This window comes from Gordonia sp. NPDC003585 (assembly GCF_040610755.1).
In the GTDB taxonomy this organism is placed as follows: domain Bacteria; phylum Actinomycetota; class Actinomycetes; order Mycobacteriales; family Mycobacteriaceae; genus Gordonia.
This window is the reverse complement of the sequence record NZ_JBEXMX010000094.1, coordinates 1-19,698: the sequence shown is the minus strand read 5'-3', so window position 1 is coordinate 19,698 and position 19,698 is coordinate 1. Positions and strand designations below refer to the sequence as shown.

The following is a 19,698-nucleotide window of genomic DNA, read 5'->3' as shown; positions in this document are numbered from 1 at the left end:
AGAGGGTGGCGCTCCCCGGCCCGGCACCGTCCACGACGACGACATGCGCGCCGAGTTCGCGATCACGCCGCGCGGCGTCGGCGATGATCGGCGACAGGGTGGTCACGCGCGACCACAGATGTGACGCCTGCCCGGCGAGCAGCCGGTCGGCCATGTCGACGATGGGCGCCGGGAAGGTCTGCACTTCGGTGGAGGCAATCGCGAGGTGTTCGCAGAGTTCCTTGATACGGATCAGGCGGTCACTGTCGACGCCGTCGAGTACCGACAGCAGCGACCCGGTCCCGGTCATCGGTTCGTGCGGCCGCGAGGCAATGCGTGCGCAGATCCGGTCCATCACCGCCGGGTCGGGCAGATGGTCGGCGAGGTCCGGGAAACGCTGCGCGAGACGCGCAGTCGAGCCGCCGGTGGCACGAAGCAAGTCGACAAACCGCCCGAACTCGTCGGTATCGAGCGGCGGTACGCCACCGTCGATGGGTCCGGGCAACCACTCGAATCGATCGGCGTCGGCGAGGACCTGCCGAACCACGTCGGCTGCCGTGCCCCGATAGTCACCGGCCACCCAGTCGTGCACGACGGTTTCCGCGGCACGCAGTTCCCACAGCTCGCGCAGCGTGGTCTCGCGGCGGGACATCACGTGCTCGCGACGCGCGACGAGGTCTTCGATCTCGGCGTCGGCAACCGGGGCCGAATAGGCCGACTTGCGTTCGGCCAAGGCCTCGACGCCGCGCACGACAGCGTCGAAACCGTCCTTGCTGACATCGGCGATCGAGACCGTGAGGTCGCGGATCTCGTCGGGCAGCATGTCGCGCAGCACGTGCAGCGCGTGCGACTTCTCGCTGACCACGAGGACACGCTGCCCTTTGGCCAGCAGTGCCGACATCACGTTCGCGATTGTGTGCGTCTTGCCGGTGCCGGGCGGTCCTTCGACCACAACGCCACTGTCGACGCCGAGCCGACCGAGAACGTCGCGCTGTTCGACGTTGGACGGCAGGCCGAACAATGCGCCGCGCACCAATTCGTCGGCGCTCATCGCACCCGACTCGACGAGGGCGCTCAACCGTTCGTCGGCCTCGATCGGCCGCACCAGTTGGGTCAGGCCCATCGGCACCGGGATGTCGGGGTTTCGGAGGTCGGTCAGGATTGCGTCGTAGAAGGCGAGTGCCGCACCGGTACCCCGTTGACGCAGCACGATGGCGGGCCGCATGTCGAGCGCCACCGACACCTTCTCGGTGTCGACGTCGATCCGGCTCATCCAATCGGCGACGAGATCGGTGACCTTGTTACCCACCACGGTGGGCTGCTCGGTCAGTGCGCGGCGCGCCTTGACTGCGGCGGACAGATCGATGCCGTCGATCGCGGCCAGGAAGTGGGTGTCGTGCACCATCGGGGCAGAACCGGCACCCGGCGTGACGCGGATCGTGTCGTCGTCATCCCGCTCTGCGAGGACCTCCTGGGTGAGCAGGTGCTCGCGGATCAGCGGCGTGGTGTCGTTCTCGTTCTCGACCACCGTGAGCAGCGCATTGGCCAGCACCAACTCAAGGGTCTCCGGGTTCTCGCGGAGTTCCCCGGTGACTCTGGCCAACTCGTCGTAACCCGACTCACCGGGTGCGACCTGCACAACCACCTGCCCCGGACCGGCAGAGGCTCGAACGCCGACACCCGTTCCGGCCCCGATCCAGACGACGCCAGGGGCGGCTTCGACATCGGAGATCGACTCCGATCGTGATCGAACCAGCTCACGGAGGAACCCCACCAAGCGCGTGACCTGGTCGCGAAGCGGCTCGCTCGTGCCGTCCTCCATGCGTCGTCCTCCTGCGTCTGCCCGGCTACGCTACCAAGCCGCTGGTCAGACGCCGAACGCTCAAGAGAACGAGCCGTCAGGAGCCAGGCGTCGAACGCAGGGCGGAATAGCCGCCGTCGACGTAGCGGACGTTGGTGTAGCCCAGGTCGGCGATCTGCTCGGCGATGCGCGGAGCCTGCGAACGGACGGAGACCACGGCGATCTCGGTGTCGGGGTTGCGCACCACCGGGAAGGTTCCCGACGGGGTCGGCGTGAAGCGTGCCGACACATCGACCGGGTCGACGACCACTGCGCCGGGGAGACTGCCCTGATGCCGCATGACCTGCGGGCGGGCGTCCACCATCACGGCCTCGCCGTGACTGCTGTGATCGATTGCGTCTTCTGCTGAGATCGAATTCACCACTGACACTGGTGACTCACCATTCCTGTAACTCGTGTGTGTTGTCGCGCTGGGGATTACAGCGTTCAGGGGGTATGTCGTTCCCCCACCCCAAAAGGTTACGGAAATATCTCGATCTGACAAGTTCCGTCCCACGCGACCAGAAGGGCTCACACGTCACCACACGGCGAAGTGAGGACCACGCTCAGCCGTTGCGTCGACCCGCGACACGTGGATTGCCCCGCTTGCCCCAGCTGTCGCCGCGTTTTCCATGACCGTCACGTCCGCCGCCGCGAGGCCCCTGAGCACCACGTTTGGCACCACCTCGCGTCCGCGGGGGACCAAAGTCCTTGCGCAGATCGATCGGGTTCTTGCCGATGCGGGTGTCGCGCAGCGCCGACAGCGTCTCGTTGTCGAGGTCGTCAGGCAGCTCGACGAGGCTGAAATCGTCGCGGATGCTGATGTTGCCGAAATCACCCCGAGTGAGTCCGCCTTCGTTGGCGATGGCGCCGACGATGGCGCCCGGCGACACCTTGTGCTTGCGGCCGACGGCGATCCGGTAGGTGGCGAAACTCCCGCCCGATCGTCGCGGCGCACGTTCCTTGCGCGCCGGACGCTCACCTTCGGGCGGATCCGGTGCCATCAGGAAACCGCCGTCGCGGGTCTCGAGTGCCAGCGCAGCTGCGATGTCGGCCATCGCCACGTCGTTGTCCTGCGCATAGTTCTCGATGAGCTTGCGGAACATGGCGAGATTGTCCGACGCCAGGTTCTCGGTGATCGAGTCGGCGAACCTCGCGACGCGCTGCGCGTTCACGTCTTCGACGCTGGGCAAGCCGATCTCGGTGAGCGTCTGGCGGGTGGCCCGCTCGATCGAGCGCAGCAGGTGCCGTTCACGCGGTGAGACGAACAGCAACGCGTTGCCCGACCGCCCCGCCCGGCCGGTGCGGCCGATGCGATGCACGTAGGACTCGGTGTCGTGCGGGATGTCGAAGTTGACCACGTGGGAGATGCGGTCCACGTCGAGTCCACGCGCGGCGACGTCGGTGGCGACGAGGATGTCGATGCCGCCGCTCTTGAGCTGGTTGATCGTGCGTTCACGTTGCGCTTGCGCCATGTCGCCGTTGATCGCGACCGCAGAGAATCCGCGCGAGCGCAGTTTTTCCGCAAGCTCCTCGGTGCCCTGCTTGGTGCGCACGAACACGATCATGGCGTCGAAGGTCTCGACCTCGAGGAACCTGGTGAGCGCATCGAGCTTGCGCTGATGAGACACCTGCAAGTACCGCTGGTTGATGTTCTGCGCGGTCGCGGTCTTGGCCTTGACCGTGATCTCCTGCGGATCGTGCAGATATCGCTGCGCGAGCCGGCGGATCGCACTGGGCATGGTCGCCGAGAACAACGCAACCTGCTTGTCGTCCGGCGTTTCGGCGAGGATGCGTTCGACGTCCTCGGCGAAACCCATCGTGAGCATCTCGTCGGCCTCGTCGAGCACCAGGAAGCGAAGCTCGGAGATGTCGAGGGTGCCGCGGTCGAGGTGATCGATCACCCGGCCCGGCGTACCGACGATGACCTGCGCGCCACGGCGGAGTCCGGACAACTGAACGCCGTAACTCTGGCCGCCGTAGATGGGCAGCACCCGCACCTCGGGCATGTGTGCCGAATACCGGCCGAAGGCCTCCGCCACCTGCAGCGCGAGTTCGCGCGTCGGAGCCAGGACCAGTGCCTGCGGCTTACGCGGGCCCGACCCGTCGCCGGCACCCTCGAGCCGGGACAGAATCGGTATCGCGAATGCGGCAGTCTTGCCGGTGCCGGTCTGGGCGAGTCCGACGACGTCACGGCCGGCCATGAGTGGCGGGATGGTCGCGGCCTGGATGGGCGACGGGGTCTCGTAACCGACGTCGGTGATGGCCGACCGAACCCGTGAATCGATGTCCAGGTCGTCAAAGGTTCCGACGGCGGGTCCGGGTGGGGTGCCGTCGGAGGACGCAGCGTTGTCTGGCGAGGTACTCATGCGCTGGTGGTCTCGTTCATCACGTCAACTCTAATCGGCGCGACCCCGAGAGGTGGCATCGCGCGCAATGTGTCCCGCGATTGGCACAGATTGCCGCCGTGATCAGCGGATTCGGTCATTCCGACCACTGTGTGATCAACCACACGGATACTGGTACTGTCGGTTCCACTCACACGCCGAGGCGGCCGCCGATGCGGGTCGCGCGGTGTCCGTTTTGTCCAGGTTTCCCGTCTCAGGAGCGCCATGCAGCAGCAATACGCCACCCCGTCGGATCTCAACGTCGACGACAAGGCGACGACCGTCGACGCCATCCTCCGGTATCGGGCCGAACGGCCGACGATGCCGTTGTTCAAGCGGCGTTCCAACGGCCAGTGGATCACCGTGACGGCCAAGCACTTCACCGACGAGGTCGACGCCGTCGCCAAGGGCCTCATCGCCTCGGGTGTGGAGCCGGGCGATCGCGTCGCCATCCTGTCGTCCACCCGCTACGAGTGGACCGTGCTGGATTACGCCATCTGGCGTGCGGGCGCGACCACTGTCGCGATCTACGAGACCTCCGCGCCCGACCAGGTCCAGTGGATCCTCGAGGACTCCGCGACCAAACTGCTGTTCGTCGAGAATCATCCGCAGTACACCCGGCACATCCGGGTGATCGACGAGGCGCCCGCCCTCGGCGAGACCCTCGTGATCGACGATCACGCACTCGCGACCATCACCAAGCGCGGTGCGAAACTCGGCGACGAGGAACTCGACAACCGGCACGCCAATGCCCTGTCCTCGGACGCCGCGACACTCATCTACACCTCGGGCACCACCGGCCGCCCCAAGGGTGTCGTCCTCACCCACGCCAACTTCATTGCCGAGTGCGCGGCCACCCGCGATGCGGTGGGTGCCGGGCTCGCCGAGGGTAAATCGACACTGCTGTTCCTGCCGCTGGCCCACGTGTTCGCGCGCGTGGTCGCCGTCGGCTGCGTCGAGAACGGCGTGATCCTGGGGCACACCAACGACATCCCGAATCTCATCGACGACCTCGGAACGTTCAAGCCGAACTACGTGCTGTCGGTGCCGCGCGTGTTCGAGAAGGTGTACAACTCCGCGAAGCAGAAGGCCTACGACGGCGGCAAGGGCAAGATCTTCGACAAGGCTGCCGACACCGCGATCGAGTACAGCAAGGCCATGGAGGCGGGCAGCATCGGGCTCGGCCTCAAACTGCGCCACGCACTGTTCGATCGGCTGGTCTACGGCAAGCTGCGTGCGGCTCTCGGCGGCAACTGCGAGGGCGCCATCTCCGGCGGCGCACCTCTCGGCGCCCGCCTCGGCCACTTCTTCCGCGGCGTCGGCATTCCGGTGTACGAGGGCTACGGCCTCTCGGAGACCACCGCAGCGGTGACCGCCAACAACGAGGACCATCAGCGCGTCGGATCGGTTGGACGTCCAGTTCCCGGCGTCACCGTCGCGATCTCCGACGACGGCGAGGTCCTGCTCAAGGGACCGGTGGTGTTCGGCGGCTATTGGCAGAATGCCGAGGCGACGGCCGACTCCATCAAGGACGGCTGGTTCCACACCGGCGACATCGGCAAGTTGGAGGACGGCTTCCTCTACATCACCGGTCGCAAGAAGGAACTGATCGTCACCGCAGGCGGCAAGAACGTCTCACCCGCGCAACTCGAGGACACGATCCGCGCACACCCGATGATCAGCCAATGCCTCGTTGTCGGCGACAACAAGCCGTTCATCGGTGCGCTGATCACCATCGACCCCGAGGCCGTCCCCGGGTGGCTGGAGCGGCACAACCTACCCGCCGACACGCCGATCTCGGACCTCGTGGACAACGCCGATCTCCGTGCCGAGATCGACACGGCCGTCAAGGACGCCAACGCCAAGGTCTCCAACGCCGAGGCGATCAAGAAGTTCACCATCCTCGATACCGACTTCACCATCGAGTCGGGTGAACTGACCCCGACGATGAAGCTGAAGCGCAATGTGATTCACGACGCCTACAAGACCGCCATCGCGGACCTGTACAGCTGACAAGAATCAGTCGGCCCCGTATCCCCGTGGGGTACGGGGCCGTCCGCATTCTCCGGGCGAAATGCCATATGCTGCGGGGCGATGAAACGGGACCTGGCGATCGACGCCACGCGCGGGCTCGCGATCTGGAGCATGATCGCGGCCCATTTCGCGGGGGCCACCCCGATTGCCGAGCCGACGCACGCCTTCCCCTACGTCGATGGCATGTCGGCGTTCGTGCTGTTGTCCGGGATCGTCCTGGGCATCGTCTACCAACGCTGGATCGACCGCCACACGCTGCGCTACGCCTACGTGCGTCTGGCCAAACGGCTGGCAGTGCTCTACCTCTGCCAGCTGACGATCGCCCTCGTCGCTGTCGGCGCGGCGATGGCCGGGCACCGCTGGCTCACGTGGCTGCTGCCGATCGACAGCTGGGCGCAGGGCATCTGGCTCGCGGTCACCATGCAGTACTTGCCCGCCGGCGGCAACATCCTGCTGCTGTACATGGTGCTGATGGCGTCGGCATTCGCGCTGTTCCCGATGCTCATGCGCGGGTGGTGGATGTGGATCCTTCTCGGTTCCATTGCGCTGTACGCCCTTTCACAAGTCGCGAGTCCCGACCCGTTCTACGTCACGTCCTACATGCCGTCGCCGCGTACCGAGAACTGGGCCGGGTGGCAGATACTCTTCGTGCCCGCCGTCGTCGTCGGCTGGAACTGGGATCGCTGGCGTGTCGCCGAGAGGATCGACCAGTTCCTGTTCCCGCTTCTCGTCGGGGCGGTCGCGCTGGCGGTGGCCATTCACCTCATCGTCGGCTACGACCCGTGGACGCTCCCCGACCCACCGCTCGCCGACAAACGAGACTTCGGGCCGGCCCGCGCGATCTGCGCGTGGATCGCCATTCCCGCGGTCTACGGGTTCTTTCGGCTGCTGCTGCGGTGGTGGCATCGCGACTGGCTGCGTCCGCTGGTGATGACGGGTTCGCGAAGCCTGGATTCCTATGTCATCCAGGCGATTGCGCTTGTCGTGGTGCCCATCCACATCGCTCATCGCCCGTGGGCCTCGATCACCACCTGCTCGGCTGCGTTGCTCGTCTTCGGGGTCTGTTGGGGGTGGGCGGAGTTCCGTAGCTCAGCACGCATCGACAAGCTGCACCGCGCTCCGATGATCCTGCTTTCGCAGCAACCCGACCGACGATCCGAGAAAGTAGGGGCACCGACATGACCGGCGACATGACCGTCAGCGTGCACAGCGGCAACGACACGAGCGGCCCGGCGATCCGCACGCCGATCACCATGGCCAACTCGTATCGCTTGCCCGACGACCCCGCGTCGCTGGATTGGTCGGGCACCGACCAGCTGTTCTACACCCGTAACACCGGCGCGAATCAGATTGCGCTGCAAACAAAACTGGCGACCATGGAACACGCCGAGGACGCCGTCACACTGGCCTCCGGGGTGGCGGCATTGCACGCGGTGTTCTTCACCTTCCTACGGACCGGCGACCACGTCGTCGTATCCGACACGACCTACGAGGCGACCTGGAAGTTGTGGTCGCACCTGCTGCCGCAGAAGCACGGCATCGAGGCGACCTTTGTCGACATCGCCGACGCCGACGCGGTGGCCGCTGCGTTCACACCGCGGACCCGGATGCTGGTCGCCGAGACGATCGCCAATCCGACGACCAAGGTCGCCGACATCGCTGCGTTGGCGGCATTGGCGCATGACGCCGATGCACTGCTGCTCATCGACTCCACATTTACTCCCCCGCCGCTGTATCGGCCGTTGGACGCGGGCGCCGACCTGGTGGTGCATTCGCTCACGAAGTACATCAACGGCCACGGTGACGCGATGGGCGGAGCGGTGCTCGGCAGGTCTGACCTCATCGATCGCATTCGTGCGGAGGCGATGGTCGACGTCGGTGGCGTCATCTCGCCGTTCAACGCGTGGCTGATCGCGCGGGGTGCGATCACGTTGCCACTGCGCCTGCAACAGCACCAACGCACCGCCGCTCACTTGGCGCAGGTTCTGCACGACGATCCGAGGGTCGCCTTCGTCGCCTACCCCGGGCTGCCGTCGCATCCCCAACACGCGCTTGCGGCAAAGCAATTCGACGGTCGGGGGTTCGGCGCGATGATGGCGTTCGCCGTGCGCGGCGACGCGGCCACCCAGAACCGCTTCGTCTCGTCCCTGAAGATCATCACGTCGGCGGTGTCGCTCGGTCACGACGAATCCCTGATCGTCCACGTCGGCCCCGACGGTCCGCGGGTCGCCGCCTACCCGGAAGACTTCCGCCGCTGGGGACACCTGCGATTCTCGGTGGGACTCGAAGACGCCGACGACCTCGCGACCGATCTCACCTCCGCGCTCGACGCGACGTTCGGCTGACGCGACCTCCGCTCGGTTGCCCCACCACCCGCTCGGTGGCCCCACCACCGCGCCGTGAGGGCGCCCTTCTCCCGATGGCTGAGGTGCGAGCCTGCGAGCCTCGAAGCCCCTGGTGAGACGACATTGTTGTCTCACCAGGGGTCTCGACACGACGCCTCGCCTGGCGGCTCGGAGTCGGCTCGACCAGCGAGGGTTCGCACCTAGCCAGCGGCAGGTGCAGCGTTGGAGACCTCGAACAGAATCCCCCGACCAATCGCCTCTCGCACAACCGGGAGCGCAGCAGCGGCCAGCGCGTCGGCGTCGACGTCGTGGAAGTCCGCGAGCAACTCGATCAGTGCCCCCAGCGGAACCTCACCCCGACAACCGGCGAGCAGGGCTCGCGACACCTCGTCGACGCCGAGAACCGCGCCGGGACCGCCGGGTCTGCGGACCGTGGCCGACACCTGCTGCCAGCCTTCCTCGCCCGGTAGTGACTGCTCCTCGAGGAAGACCGGTGCGGTCGACAACCGCCGTCGCAGCAACTCCTCGTCGGTGCTGGTGCGCAGATAGGTACGGCGCGCGAGGAAGGCCTGCGCCTCCGGGCCGGTCACCTCTTCACCGGCACCGGCGATCTCCTCGACGACGACGTCGGCGGCACGGTGCTGACCCGACGCGGGCGCGCGCAACGTGATCACACCCATGCCGATCGCGGAGATGCCCGACTCGGCGAACCACTGTAGCCATTCCGCGCCGCGTCGGGCCGCCTCCTCCGGCCGCTCCCCCGCGTCCGACAGCCACAACGAGATGTAGTCGACCGGATCGGCGGCCTCACGTTGCACCACCCACGCGTCGAGTCCGGTGTCGCGCACCCAGCCACCCACCCGCTCACGCCAGTCGGCACCGTCGGCAATCATCCAGTTGGCCAACAACTGCGCCGTGCCACCGGGTTCGAGGTGATCGGGGATCTGGCGGATGAGACTCTCGCACAGCGCATCTCCCGCCATCCCGGAATCCCGATAGATGTAGTCGCGATCGCCGGCCCCGACGACGAACGGCGGATTCGACACGATGAGATCGAAGCGTTCACCCGCAACCGGCTCGAACAGACTGCCCGCACGCAGATCCCAACGCATGCCGTTGATCGCAGCGGTGGCCGCCGCGAGCGCGAGGGCGCGCGGATTGGTGTCGGTGGCAACGATCTCGTCGCAGTGCGCATTCAGATGCAGCGCCTGGATTCCGCATCCCGTGCCGATGTCCAGGGCTCGAGCAACGGGTTCACGAATGATCGCACGCGCCAACGAGATCGACGCGCCACCGATGCCGAGCACGTGGTCGTGGGACACCGGCGCGGCGCGCATGGCCGCGTCCTGATCGGAGATCACCAGGAACTCGTGGGCCTCGTCGCCGTGCGGCCGGATGTCGAGAGCCGCCCGCAGCCGCCCGGTCGCCGTTCGGTCGATCACCCTGTTGACCCACAGCGCATGCCATCCGTTTGACGGAAATGCCTGCGCCACCGACTCTTCGGCCTCATCGGCACCGAGGATGAACAATCGGACGATGGTCGCAAGACGAGCCTGTGCCGGTGGTGCGGCATCGGCCGCTCGCAGGGCGGGCCACCACACTCCCCGACCAAGAGCAGCATTTGCCTCCTCGCCCAGCAGATCCGCGACACCGTCGGTGGTGTATCCGGCCGACCTGAGGTCGGCGCCGAGCCGGTCGATGACGGCGGTGTCGGACAGTGGCAGGTCGCTGGGTGGCACGGTGACAGCGTATCGAGTGTTATCGCGGTGCCGCGGTGGTGCGGCGCACCATGAGTCCCGGGGCGTGTCGATATATCCGTTGCGGCGCGCTTGGACGCTCCATCCGCTGGATCAGGAACTTCGCGGCCTGGGCACCCACCGTGAAGTTGCCGTTGTCGACCGACGTCAGCGAGATGTGCCGCAGCCGCGCGAGTTGGGTGTCGTCGTAACCGATGAGCGACAGGTCACCGGGCACGGAGAGCCCCCGCTCGTCGGCCGCCGACAACGCGCCGAGTGCGGTCATGTCGTTGAAGGCAAAGATCGCGGTCGGCGGCGTTGGTGAATCCAGCAGTCGCGCAGTTGCCGAATGGCCGCCCTCCTCGGTCATGCCCGCAAACTCGACCACCTGGTCGACCGGCGCGCCTTGGGCGGTCCCGAACTCGGCGATCGCGTCCTCGAAACCCGTACGACGCAAGGTGCCGACCTTGGCCGGACCCTGCAGGTGAGCCAACCGCCGATGACCCAGTTCGAGCAGATGCGTCGTGGCCAGTCGCGATCCGGCCAGGTCATCGTCGACGGAGATGTCGACGGTGGGCAGGTCCGGCTCGAGGGTGCCGGCCAAGACCACCGGGACCGACTCGGCGGCCCGCTCCACCGCGACTCGGGCATCGGTGGTTCCGACCACCACGATCCCGTCGACCTGCCGGGACAGCAGGGTTTCGACGGTGTCGCGGCCGACCCGATGGTCCAATCGCGCGTCGACCAACAGCGGTGCGATGTCGACCGCGTCGAATGAGGTCGCGAGACCTTCGAGCAGGCTGACGTACCACGGGTTGCGCAGATCGTTGATGATGACGCCCACCGTCCCGCTCCGTGACTGCGAGAGTCCGCGAGCGATCGAGTTGGGCCGATACCCGAGTTCGGCCATCGCCTCGCGCACGCGGGCGCGACGCTCGTCGCTCACGTTGGGCTCGTCGCGCAGGACGCGCGACACCAGCGATTTCGACACCCCGGCATGCACAGCGACGTCTCTGATGGTCGCCGCCCGACGTACCTCGCCGGCGCTGTCGGTGAGTTCACTTTCCGCCACGATCGACCATCCTATTGCTCTTGTGACCCGTACCACGTACGGTGATTGGGACCGGTCCCAATCTCGTCCCAAACCACTGTCCCACATGAGACCGCACACCACGTCACATTCGGGACACGAAAGGCAGAAACAGATGACCGAGGCACCGGGCCCACGCCTGCGGGCCGGCATGGTCGGCGGCGGTGAAGGCGCCGACATCGGCAAGACGCACCGGGCGGGCATGAACCTCGACGGTCGCTACACGCTGGCGGCCGGCGTCTTCGGTCGCGACCACACTGCGTCGTCACGCATGGGTGCCGATCTCGGCGTACCGGCCGACCGCATCTACCGCGATCACGAGGACATGGCCGCGGCCGAGTCCTCTCGGCCCGACGGTATCGACGTGGCCGTGGTGGTCACCCCCAACGACAGCCACTTTGACGTCACGCGGGCATTCCTGTCGCGTGGCATTTCGGTGGTCTGCGAGAAGCCGCTCACCCTCCACGCCGACGACGCCCGCGAACTGGTCCGTATCGCTGCCGACAACGACGCGATACTGGCTGTCCCACACTGCTATTCGGCCTACGCGATGGTGCGCGAGGCCGCTCACCGGGTGCGCGGCGGTGAACTCGGTGACATCCGGTTCGTGTCGGTCGAACACGCGTCGGGCTGGGCGGCACGTCCCCTCGAGCAGGGCGAACACCGTCAGGCGCGCTGGCGCACCGATCCGGACATCGGCGGGTCGGCCAGTGTCGTCGCCGACCTCGGCACCCACGCCGTTCATCTCCTTCGGTTCGTCACCGGGCAGGAACCCACCGCGGTGTCGGCACAGCTGGACACCCTCGTCCCGGGTCGGGCGGTCTTCGACAACGCCACCATGCGCGTGGCGCTGACCGGTGGCGCGCAGGCATCGCTCTGGGCGAGCATGGCGGCGACCGGTAATCCCCACGGACTGCGTATCCGGGTCTTCGGGTCACGAGCAGCCCTCGAGTGGGATCACCACGATCCGACCCGCCTGCGTATTCGTGACCACGACGGCGTCGAGACAGTGCTCAACCAGGGGTCACCGCGGCTGTCGATCGAAGCCGGGCGCCTCACCCGGGCCGGACTCGGCCACCCGGAAGGCTTCCTGGAGGCGTTCGCCAACTTCTACGCCGACCTCGCCGATGCGCTGACCGCCCACCGCGACGGCTTCGACGCACCGGTGCGCGAATTGTCCTTCCCCACCGGACGCGACGGCCTCATCGGCGTCGAATTCGTTGCTGCCGTGCTTGATTCACATGACAGGGCCGGGGCACCGGTCGCCACCACCAACCTCACAGGAGTACCCGCGTGATTCGCATGACCCTCATCGGCGCCGGTTTCATCGGCGCCGTCCACGCCACCAACCTCGCCGCCCACCCAGGCGTCGAGTTCGTGGGTGTCGCCGACATCGACGCCGACCGCGCCCGAGCGCTTGCCGACCGGCACGGAACCCAGGTCTTCGACCTTGCCGACGCCATGAACCCGGCCGACCTCGACGCGGTGCTGATCGCGTCGTCGACCGACACGCACGCGCAGCATCTGCGCACGGCGGCCGCCGCCGGGCTGGCCTGCCTGTGCGAGAAGCCGATCGACCTGGATCTGGCGCACGCCACCGAGGTCGTCGCCGAGGTCGGTGGTGAGCGTCCGATGATGGTCGACTTCAACCGGCGGTTCGACCGCGACTACGCCGAACTGCACCGACTGGCCACCTCGGGCGAACTCGGCACCGTCGAACTCGTCGGGATGACCACCCGCGGTCCGGCCCTGCCGCCGCTGGACTACATCGCGGTGTCGGGCGGGCAGATGCGCGATCAGACCGTGCACTTCTTCGATCTCGCACGCTGGATCACCGGCGAAGACCCGGAGTCGGTGTACGCCGCGGGTTCGGTGTTCACCGACCCCCGGATGAGCGACCTCGGCGACGTCGACACGTCGGTGGTCACCCTGCGCATGCCCAGCGGCACCCTGGTCCAGATCGACAGCGTCCGCCGCACCGGTTACGGCTACGACGAACGCATCGAGGTGCTCGGCTCCGACGGTATGGCCGAGTCCGACCGGCAGCGCACCGGCGCGGTCACCCGCTATGGCCGCACAAGCGTGACCCTGGACGGCCTGCACCCAGGGTGGTTCGAACGCGTCGCGCCCACCTACCGCAGCGCCCTGGATCACTTCGTCGCCGCTGTGTCCACCGGAACACCCATCGGCCCAACGCTTTCGGAAGCCCTGAAAGCTCAGGCGATCGCGGAGGCGGCGACACGCTCGCTGTCCACCGGCAACGCCGAGACCATCGTCTACCCCACCCTCACCCCCGCATCCTGAAAGCACGAAAGGCACACATCATGAGCAGCATCATCGTCGGCTCCGCACCCGACTCCTGGGGAGTCTGGTTTCCCGATGACCCACAGCAGACCCCGTACACGCGTTTCCTCGACGAGGTGTCGTCGTCGGGCTACGAGTGGATCGAACTCGGCCCGTACGGCTACCTCCCCACCGATCCGGAGAAGCTGCTCGACGAGCTCCGTACCCGTGGCCTGAAGCTCTCGGCGGGAACGGTTTTCGAACATCTGCATCATGACGACTCGTGGGATGCGGTGTGGACGCAGATCGAGGACGTCGCCAGGTTGACCGCCGCGGTCGGCGGCAAGCACGTCGTGGTGATCCCGGAGATGTGGCGCGATCCCGCGTCCGGAGCGGTCCTCGAGGATCGCGTGCTCACCGACGAGCAGTGGCGCAAGAAGACCGAGGGCATGAACGAACTTGGCCGGGCGATGTTCGAGAAGTACGGCGTCCGTGCGCAATACCACCCGCACGCGGACAGCCACGTCGACACCGAGGAGAACATCTACCGCTTCCTGGAGAACACCGACAGCGAGTTCGTGAACCTCTGCCTCGACACCGGGCATGTGACCTATTGCGGCGGAGACAATCTCGCCATCATCACCAAGCACCCAGACCGCATCGGGTACCTGCACCTCAAGCAGGTCGACGAGGAGGTGCGCGCCAAGGTCGCCGCCGACGACCTGCCCTTCGGCGAGGCCGTCAAGCTGGGCGCGATGACCGAACCACCGCGCGGCATCCCCGAGATGCCACCCCTGCTCGACGCGGTGGCCGGACTCGACATCGACATCTTCGCGATCGTCGAACAGGATATGTATCCGTGCTCGGTCGACGCACCTCTGCCGATCGCCCAGCGAACCCGAAAGTATCTGGGCGGCTGTGGCATTCCCGCGGTCCGATTCAGCTGAAGGAGCAATCATGAAGGTCGCACTCGATCCGACCCCCTTCCACCACGACTACTCGCTGCTGGAACTGCCCGGCGTCGTCGCCGAATTGGGATATGAATACCTGCAGTTGACGCCGCACGTCGACATGATCCCGTTCTTCAATCACCCCAAGGCCGACGACGCCCTGGTGGCCAAGTTTCGGAGAGCGTGCGACGACGCCGGCGTCGGCATCGCGTCGGTGCTGCCGGTGTTGCGGTGGTCGGGACCCGACGAGGACGCCCGCGAGGCGGCCGTGCGGTATTGGAAGCGGGCCATCCAGATCACCGTCGACCTCGGGGTGAACGTGATGAACACCGAGTTTTCCGGCCGCCCGGAGAAGGCCGAGGAGTCCGAGCGCGCGTTCTACCGGTCGATGGAGGAGCTGTTGCCGATCATCGAGCGCGAAGGCATCGACGTTCGGATCGATCCGCACCCGGACGACTTCGTCGAAGATGGATTGGCGGCGATCCGGGTGATCCGCGGGGTCAACTCACGCAATATCGGGATGGTCTTCGTGGGCTGCCACAGCTTTCATATGGCGCCGGGAGCGGAGCGAGCGGGCCGATCGAGTGCCGGCGGGAACATGCGCGAGATCATGACCGCTGCTGGTGACATGCTGCGCCTGGTCCACGTCGCCGACACCATGGATCACCATGCGTCACATGGGCTTCGGTACATCACCAATCCGCCGGGAAATGCTGTGCGCGTGCATCAGCATCTGAAGATCGGCGACGGCGACGTCGACTGGGACGAGTTCTTCTCGACGCTCGGCGAGATCGGCTTCTATGACCGCGACGACTCGGTGATGGTCTCGAGCGTGTTCGCCGAGAACGAGAACGCTCACGAGGTGTCGAGGTACCAGCTCGCCACGATGAACGAGTACGTGAACAAGTACCGCGGCGGGTGACCCACTGCACACTGACGCGGGACTCACTCAGGCTATGCTAAGTCCGAATTTCGGGGCTGCTCGTCTGAGCAGGGTGAGTGAGAGCGCGGGGTACACAGAGTGCAGGTGGAACGCCAGGCGGTCGGGCGGCGGCGGAGGTGGTTCGTCCGAGTCACGGCAACAGCAACACTGTGCGCATTCTGTATGGCGACTGCCACGGCCAACGGGTCGGCCGCGGTGGTCACCGGGACGCCGTACTCGGGGCTGACCAGCACCGTCGCGCGCGCCGAGAAGACTCCGGCCCAGCGCAAGGCGGAAACCTACCAGGAGCGTCAGGACCGGATCGCGGAGTCCAAGCGGTCGCTGTTGAAGCCGCTGACCGAGAACGAGGGCAAGACCACCGTCTGCGTCAGCGGCGAGTTCACCACGCTGGCGGTCGTCTACGACTCGCTGTTCGAGTCGATCTACCCCACCCTCCCGCCCCAGCTCAAGGCCGCGGCCAACGCGCAGCGCGCCCAGGCACATCGGGACATGAAGCGGATCGGGGTGTCGACGCTCGCCGTGTCCGAGGATCCGCAGTCGCTCGGTGCCGACCGGGACGACAAGGCGCTCAAATACCGGGCACCCATCTCGCAGTTGATCATCTCGAACCTGCTGAAGATCCGCGACGGCCGGCAGGGCGAGGCGATCGAACTCGGCGACATCACCGTGAGCCAGGCCGTGGAGACGGCCTTCATCTACCTGTTCGCGACGGTGATCGCTCCCGCCCGCGTCGGCGCGGGTTTGGTGCCGTTCCTGGGCAGCCCACTGACGGGCACTGCGCTCGAGTCGTTCGCGGGCTACATCACCTACAACACCCTCATCAGCATCGTCACGCTGGGCGGTCAGCTCGGAGCGCTCCGGCTCTATCAGGCGATCTCGAGTTCCCTCGTCAATCAGTGCGTCGCGCGGGTGACCGCCGAGCAGCGGGACCAGGCGGGACGACCCAGCAAGAACCTCCGCTTCGACGTTCCGATCGCACCGATCATCCAAGAGACCGCCAATCAGCTCGCCCTCACCGACGAAGAGACCTGCCACCCCATCAGCGACCTCACACTGAGCCGAATCCTCGCGCGCACCACCGATTACGCACAGCGCATGGTCCGCACCGATGCGGAGCGCAGCGCGATCCGATCGGCCGGCAACCGCATCATGGCGACGATGCGCACGACGCAGATCCCGCTCAACATCATTCCCGCCGATCCGGCCGACTTCAGCGCCGCCGAGGTGATCGTCGACTATATCGGCGCCCTGGTGCCCTACATCGGTGGTGCACCGCTCGAAGTCGTCATCGGCCTCAATCACAACATTGCGCAGGGGGACAATCTCGCCGCGACCGTGCCCCTGGCGGATCTGACCGTCACGAAGTCACTCACCGCGGCGTACTACAGCTACTACCTGTCGTTGTGGCTGTTCAGCACGGTGGGCGGGCTCGTCGAGGGTCAAGTCTTGGGCACCCCGACGGTCGGCTTTCTGTCGCCCACCAAGGTCATCGCCGTCTTCGCCGGACTCCCCCTCACCTACGGCCTGGTGAACTATCACAACGTCGTGCGGTCGATGTGTCTGCGCGAGGACGACGCCACCGGAACCGGTCGTGGCGCCGAGGCCAATCGCGATCGCGCCACCCTGCCCAGCCCGACCATCGCGTCGACGCCGAGTCCGCGCCCATCGCGTGCGCCCGCGCCGCGGCGTTCCGCGGAACGTCGCACCCCCGCGCCGTTGCTTCCGCAGATCCCTGGCCTGGCCGTCCCGGCGCGCTGACCCGAAAGTCTCCACCCGCTCCCTGAGATGCGAGGAGCCTCGTATCCGCTCCCTGAGGTGCGAGGAGCCTCCTATCCGCTCCCTGAGGTGCGAGGAGCCTCCTATCCGCTCCCTGAGGTGCGAGGAGCCTCCTATCCGCTCCCTGAGGTGCGAGGAGCGCAAGCGACGAGCCTCGAAGGGCCTGGCGAGACGACAATGTCCTCTCACCAGGTGCTTCGAAGCTCGCCCATCCGTTTGAAGTTGGGGCCGACTTCCGGCCCCAACTTCATACGGATCACGCCCCGCAGAGTCCCGCGTTGTTACCTGCCCGAGTGCACCAGTACACACCCGGCAGTCGGTCGAACTCGAGCACTGTGTAGCCCCGGACCCGCTTGAGCGAGCCGTACCACTTGGTGCCTCGGTGGATACCCGCCCCCACATCGCCGGCGCTCTCGGTGCGTCGGACGAACGTCACGACGATGCCGCGGCCGGCGGGTCGCCAGCGGGCATCCCACTTCTCATAGTTGGAGGCGCCCGACGCGACCGAGACCTTCGCGAAACCGTTGGCGTAGATGTTGATACCGCGGCCGTGCCCACCCCAGGTGCCAACGTACGGCGAGGCAACGTCCTGCCGACCCGGCACATGGCTGAGAATCCCTGCCGAGACAGAACCCTCGTCGACCGGTCGAGGCGCCGCCGTCGCCTGCCCCGGTGCCACGAGCGCGGTCCCGATCCCCGCCCCCAGTAGTAACGCTCCAACTCCGGCTCGAAACGCCGCTCTGCTTGCCCATCTGTTCCAACCCATGTCGGCTCCTATCGTGTCTGTTGAACTTTGCGGGTGGACTTCCGTCGGAATCGTCACACGTGCGCCGGACATGCAGCGCTGCTTCGCACAGGGTTCTCCCGTTCGACGGACGCCGATCCGCGCTCCCACCGTGACCGATTGATCTACTGTGTGGCCCAACCCCTCTCGCAGAATCGGAGCCGATCATGGCAGCACCCACCCGGCACGGCACCCACGCGACGTCGCTGCTCGACGGCGACCTCGTCGAAGAGTCCGATTTCGGTTCGATCCGACGCATCACCGCCGACGAGTTCCCCATCCTGCGCGGGCTGTCGATCAAGCGCATCGTCATCAATCCCGGCGCGATGCGTACTCCACACTGGCATGCGAACTGCAACGAACTCACCTACTGCGTCTCGGGTACCTCACTCGTGTCGGTTCTCGACGACCACAGTTCGTTCTCCAGTTTCACCGTGACCGCGGGCGAGATGTTCCACATCGATTCCGGCGCACTGCATCACATCGAGAACATCGGCGACGAGCCGGCCGAGTTCGTGCTCGCATTCCGTAGCGAGCGGCCCGAAGACTTTGGGTTGGGTGCCGCGTTCGGCGCGATGACCGACGCGGTACTCGGCAACACCTACGATCTCCCCGCAAGCGACTTCGCAAAGATTCGACGCAGCACCGTCGACCGCAAACTCGCTGCGCGCGTGGGTGATCCGGTCATTCCGTCGAACGCCGGATTCAACGATCCGCACAAGCTGGACCTGGAAGGCCTCGGCGCAGCCGTCGACGCCGGATTCGGCTCGGCACACACCGCACGCAAACAGTTCTGGCCGGCCCTCACGGATCTGTCGATGTACTCACTGCGCATCCGCGAGGATGGCATGCGCGAGCCGCACTGGCATCCGGTCACCGCCGAGATGGGCTACGTCCACTCCGGCTCCGCACGCATGACGATCATGAATCCCGACGGCACCCTCGACACCTGGTATCTCCAGCGCGGCGACGTCTACTTCGTCCCACGCGCCTATCCCCACCACATCGAGGTGGTCGACGCACCCGACCTCCACTTCCTGATCTTCTTCGACCAACCCACGCCGGGCGACATCGGATACCGGGCGTCGATCAGCGCCTACTCCCGCGAAGTGCTGGCCGCGACGTTCGACACCCACATCGACGATCTGCCGGACTTTCCGTTCACCAACCAGGACCCGCTGATCGTGCGTCGCATCAATCCGGTGGACGAGCACGCTGTGGGCGAGGTCTGAGGTCGCGGAGCCAGTCCCCAGATGCAGTGGTGCGCGAGAGGGCTACTTGAACCTCCGTAGTACTGGAACCTAAATCCAGTACACGACCACTGTTAGCGCTCTCGCACACATCCCTGACCTGCGGCGGGGTCAACAGCGGTCACACCGTGTCACGGGGCTTGTGACACCGCCGTGACACCTGTGCACAGCGCTCACCACCTCTTGTTAGCACAGACTCGATATAGGGCTCTTCCGGATTCAGAGTGCATCGAGGTGTTCTGCGAGGCCGCCGGAGTGGATCAGTGACCGCAAGATGTAGTTGTTGAGGTTGCGGAATCCG

At 66.3% G+C, this 19,698-nt stretch carries 15 protein-coding genes; 9 read left to right on the top strand and 6 right to left on the bottom strand.

Annotation, left to right across the window (positions count from 1 at the left end; all coding sequences use genetic code 11):
- The 3 genes from ABZW74_RS20865 to ABZW74_RS20855 all read right to left on the bottom strand — a co-directional run.
- On the bottom strand, positions 1-1,801 hold a 1,801-nt coding region (locus ABZW74_RS20865; RefSeq protein ID WP_355279044.1), incomplete at its 3' end, for an AAA family ATPase.
- Between the two features lie 76 nt (positions 1,802-1,877).
- Positions 1,878-2,210 (bottom strand): rhodanese-like domain-containing protein, encoded by a 333-nt coding sequence (locus ABZW74_RS20860; protein ID WP_240861707.1) that lies wholly within the window; start codon positions 2,208-2,210, stop codon positions 1,878-1,880.
- Between the two features lie 175 nt (positions 2,211-2,385).
- On the bottom strand, positions 2,386-4,188 hold the full coding sequence (locus tag ABZW74_RS20855) for a DEAD/DEAH box helicase (protein WP_355279041.1): 1,803 nt from the start codon (positions 4,186-4,188) through the stop codon (positions 2,386-2,388).
- A 243-nt stretch (positions 4,189-4,431) separates the two neighbouring features.
- Between ABZW74_RS20855 and ABZW74_RS20850 the strand changes: the two genes are divergently transcribed.
- From ABZW74_RS20850 to ABZW74_RS20840, 3 genes are all read left to right on the top strand, one after another.
- Complete coding sequence (locus ABZW74_RS20850; RefSeq protein WP_355279039.1) at positions 4,432-6,219, top strand: long-chain fatty acid--CoA ligase; 1,788 nt, start codon at positions 4,432-4,434, stop codon at positions 6,217-6,219.
- An 81-nt stretch (positions 6,220-6,300) separates the two neighbouring features.
- Positions 6,301-7,422: an OpgC domain-containing protein gene (gene opgC / locus ABZW74_RS20845; protein ID WP_240861714.1), complete on the top strand. Its 1,122-nt coding sequence runs from the start codon at positions 6,301-6,303 to the stop codon at positions 7,420-7,422.
- A complete protein-coding gene (locus tag ABZW74_RS20840; protein WP_240861716.1) occupies positions 7,419-8,585 on the top strand; it encodes an aminotransferase class I/II-fold pyridoxal phosphate-dependent enzyme in 1,167 nt (388 codons plus the stop codon). The genes opgC and ABZW74_RS20840 overlap by 4 nt, the downstream gene beginning before the upstream one ends.
- A gap of 200 nt (positions 8,586-8,785) precedes the next feature.
- Here ABZW74_RS20840 and ABZW74_RS20835 read toward each other — a convergent pair whose 3' ends face one another.
- Positions 8,786-10,324, bottom strand: a complete 1,539-nt coding sequence (locus ABZW74_RS20835; protein WP_355279036.1) for a methyltransferase — start codon at positions 10,322-10,324, stop codon at positions 8,786-8,788.
- Positions 10,325-10,343: 19 nt separating this feature from the next.
- Positions 10,344-11,393 (bottom strand): LacI family DNA-binding transcriptional regulator, encoded by a 1,050-nt coding sequence (locus tag ABZW74_RS20830; protein WP_355279033.1) that lies wholly within the window; start codon positions 11,391-11,393, stop codon positions 10,344-10,346.
- Between the two features lie 133 nt (positions 11,394-11,526).
- Here ABZW74_RS20830 and ABZW74_RS20825 point away from each other — a divergent pair, with 133 nt between their 5' ends.
- The 5 genes from ABZW74_RS20825 (at position 11,527) to ABZW74_RS20805 (ending at position 17,345) form a co-directional block, all read left to right on the top strand.
- Entirely contained in the window at positions 11,527-12,708 is a 1,182-nt protein-coding gene (locus ABZW74_RS20825) for a Gfo/Idh/MocA family oxidoreductase (protein ID WP_355279031.1), read from the top strand.
- Between the two features lie 5 nt (positions 12,709-12,713).
- On the top strand, positions 12,714-13,715 hold the full coding sequence (locus tag ABZW74_RS20820) for a Gfo/Idh/MocA family oxidoreductase (protein WP_355279047.1): 1,002 nt from the start codon (positions 12,714-12,716) through the stop codon (positions 13,713-13,715).
- 20 nt (positions 13,716-13,735) lie between these two features.
- Complete coding sequence (locus ABZW74_RS20815; protein ID WP_355279028.1) at positions 13,736-14,641, top strand: sugar phosphate isomerase/epimerase; 906 nt, start codon at positions 13,736-13,738, stop codon at positions 14,639-14,641.
- 10 nt (positions 14,642-14,651) lie between these two features.
- Positions 14,652-15,566 carry a sugar phosphate isomerase/epimerase family protein gene (locus tag ABZW74_RS20810; protein ID WP_355279025.1) on the top strand — a complete coding sequence of 305 codons (915 nt, stop codon included), beginning with the start codon at positions 14,652-14,654 and terminating at the stop codon, positions 15,564-15,566.
- Between the two features lie 183 nt (positions 15,567-15,749).
- Positions 15,750-17,345 (top strand): hypothetical protein, encoded by a 1,596-nt coding sequence (locus ABZW74_RS20805; RefSeq protein ID WP_355279022.1) that lies wholly within the window; start codon positions 15,750-15,752, stop codon positions 17,343-17,345.
- 274 nt (positions 17,346-17,619) lie between these two features.
- On the opposite strand, the gene ABZW74_RS20800 is transcribed toward ABZW74_RS20805, so the two are convergent.
- The gene (locus ABZW74_RS20800) at positions 17,620-17,967 is read right to left on the bottom strand and encodes a hypothetical protein (protein ID WP_240861732.1); all 348 of its coding nucleotides are present in this window, start codon (positions 17,965-17,967) and stop codon (positions 17,620-17,622) included.
- Positions 17,968-18,314: 347 nt separating this feature from the next.
- Between ABZW74_RS20800 and ABZW74_RS20795 the strand changes: the two genes are divergently transcribed.
- On the top strand, positions 18,315-19,379 hold the full coding sequence (locus ABZW74_RS20795; protein WP_240861734.1) for a cupin domain-containing protein: 1,065 nt from the start codon (positions 18,315-18,317) through the stop codon (positions 19,377-19,379).
- Positions 19,380-19,698: the final 319 nt, after the last annotated feature.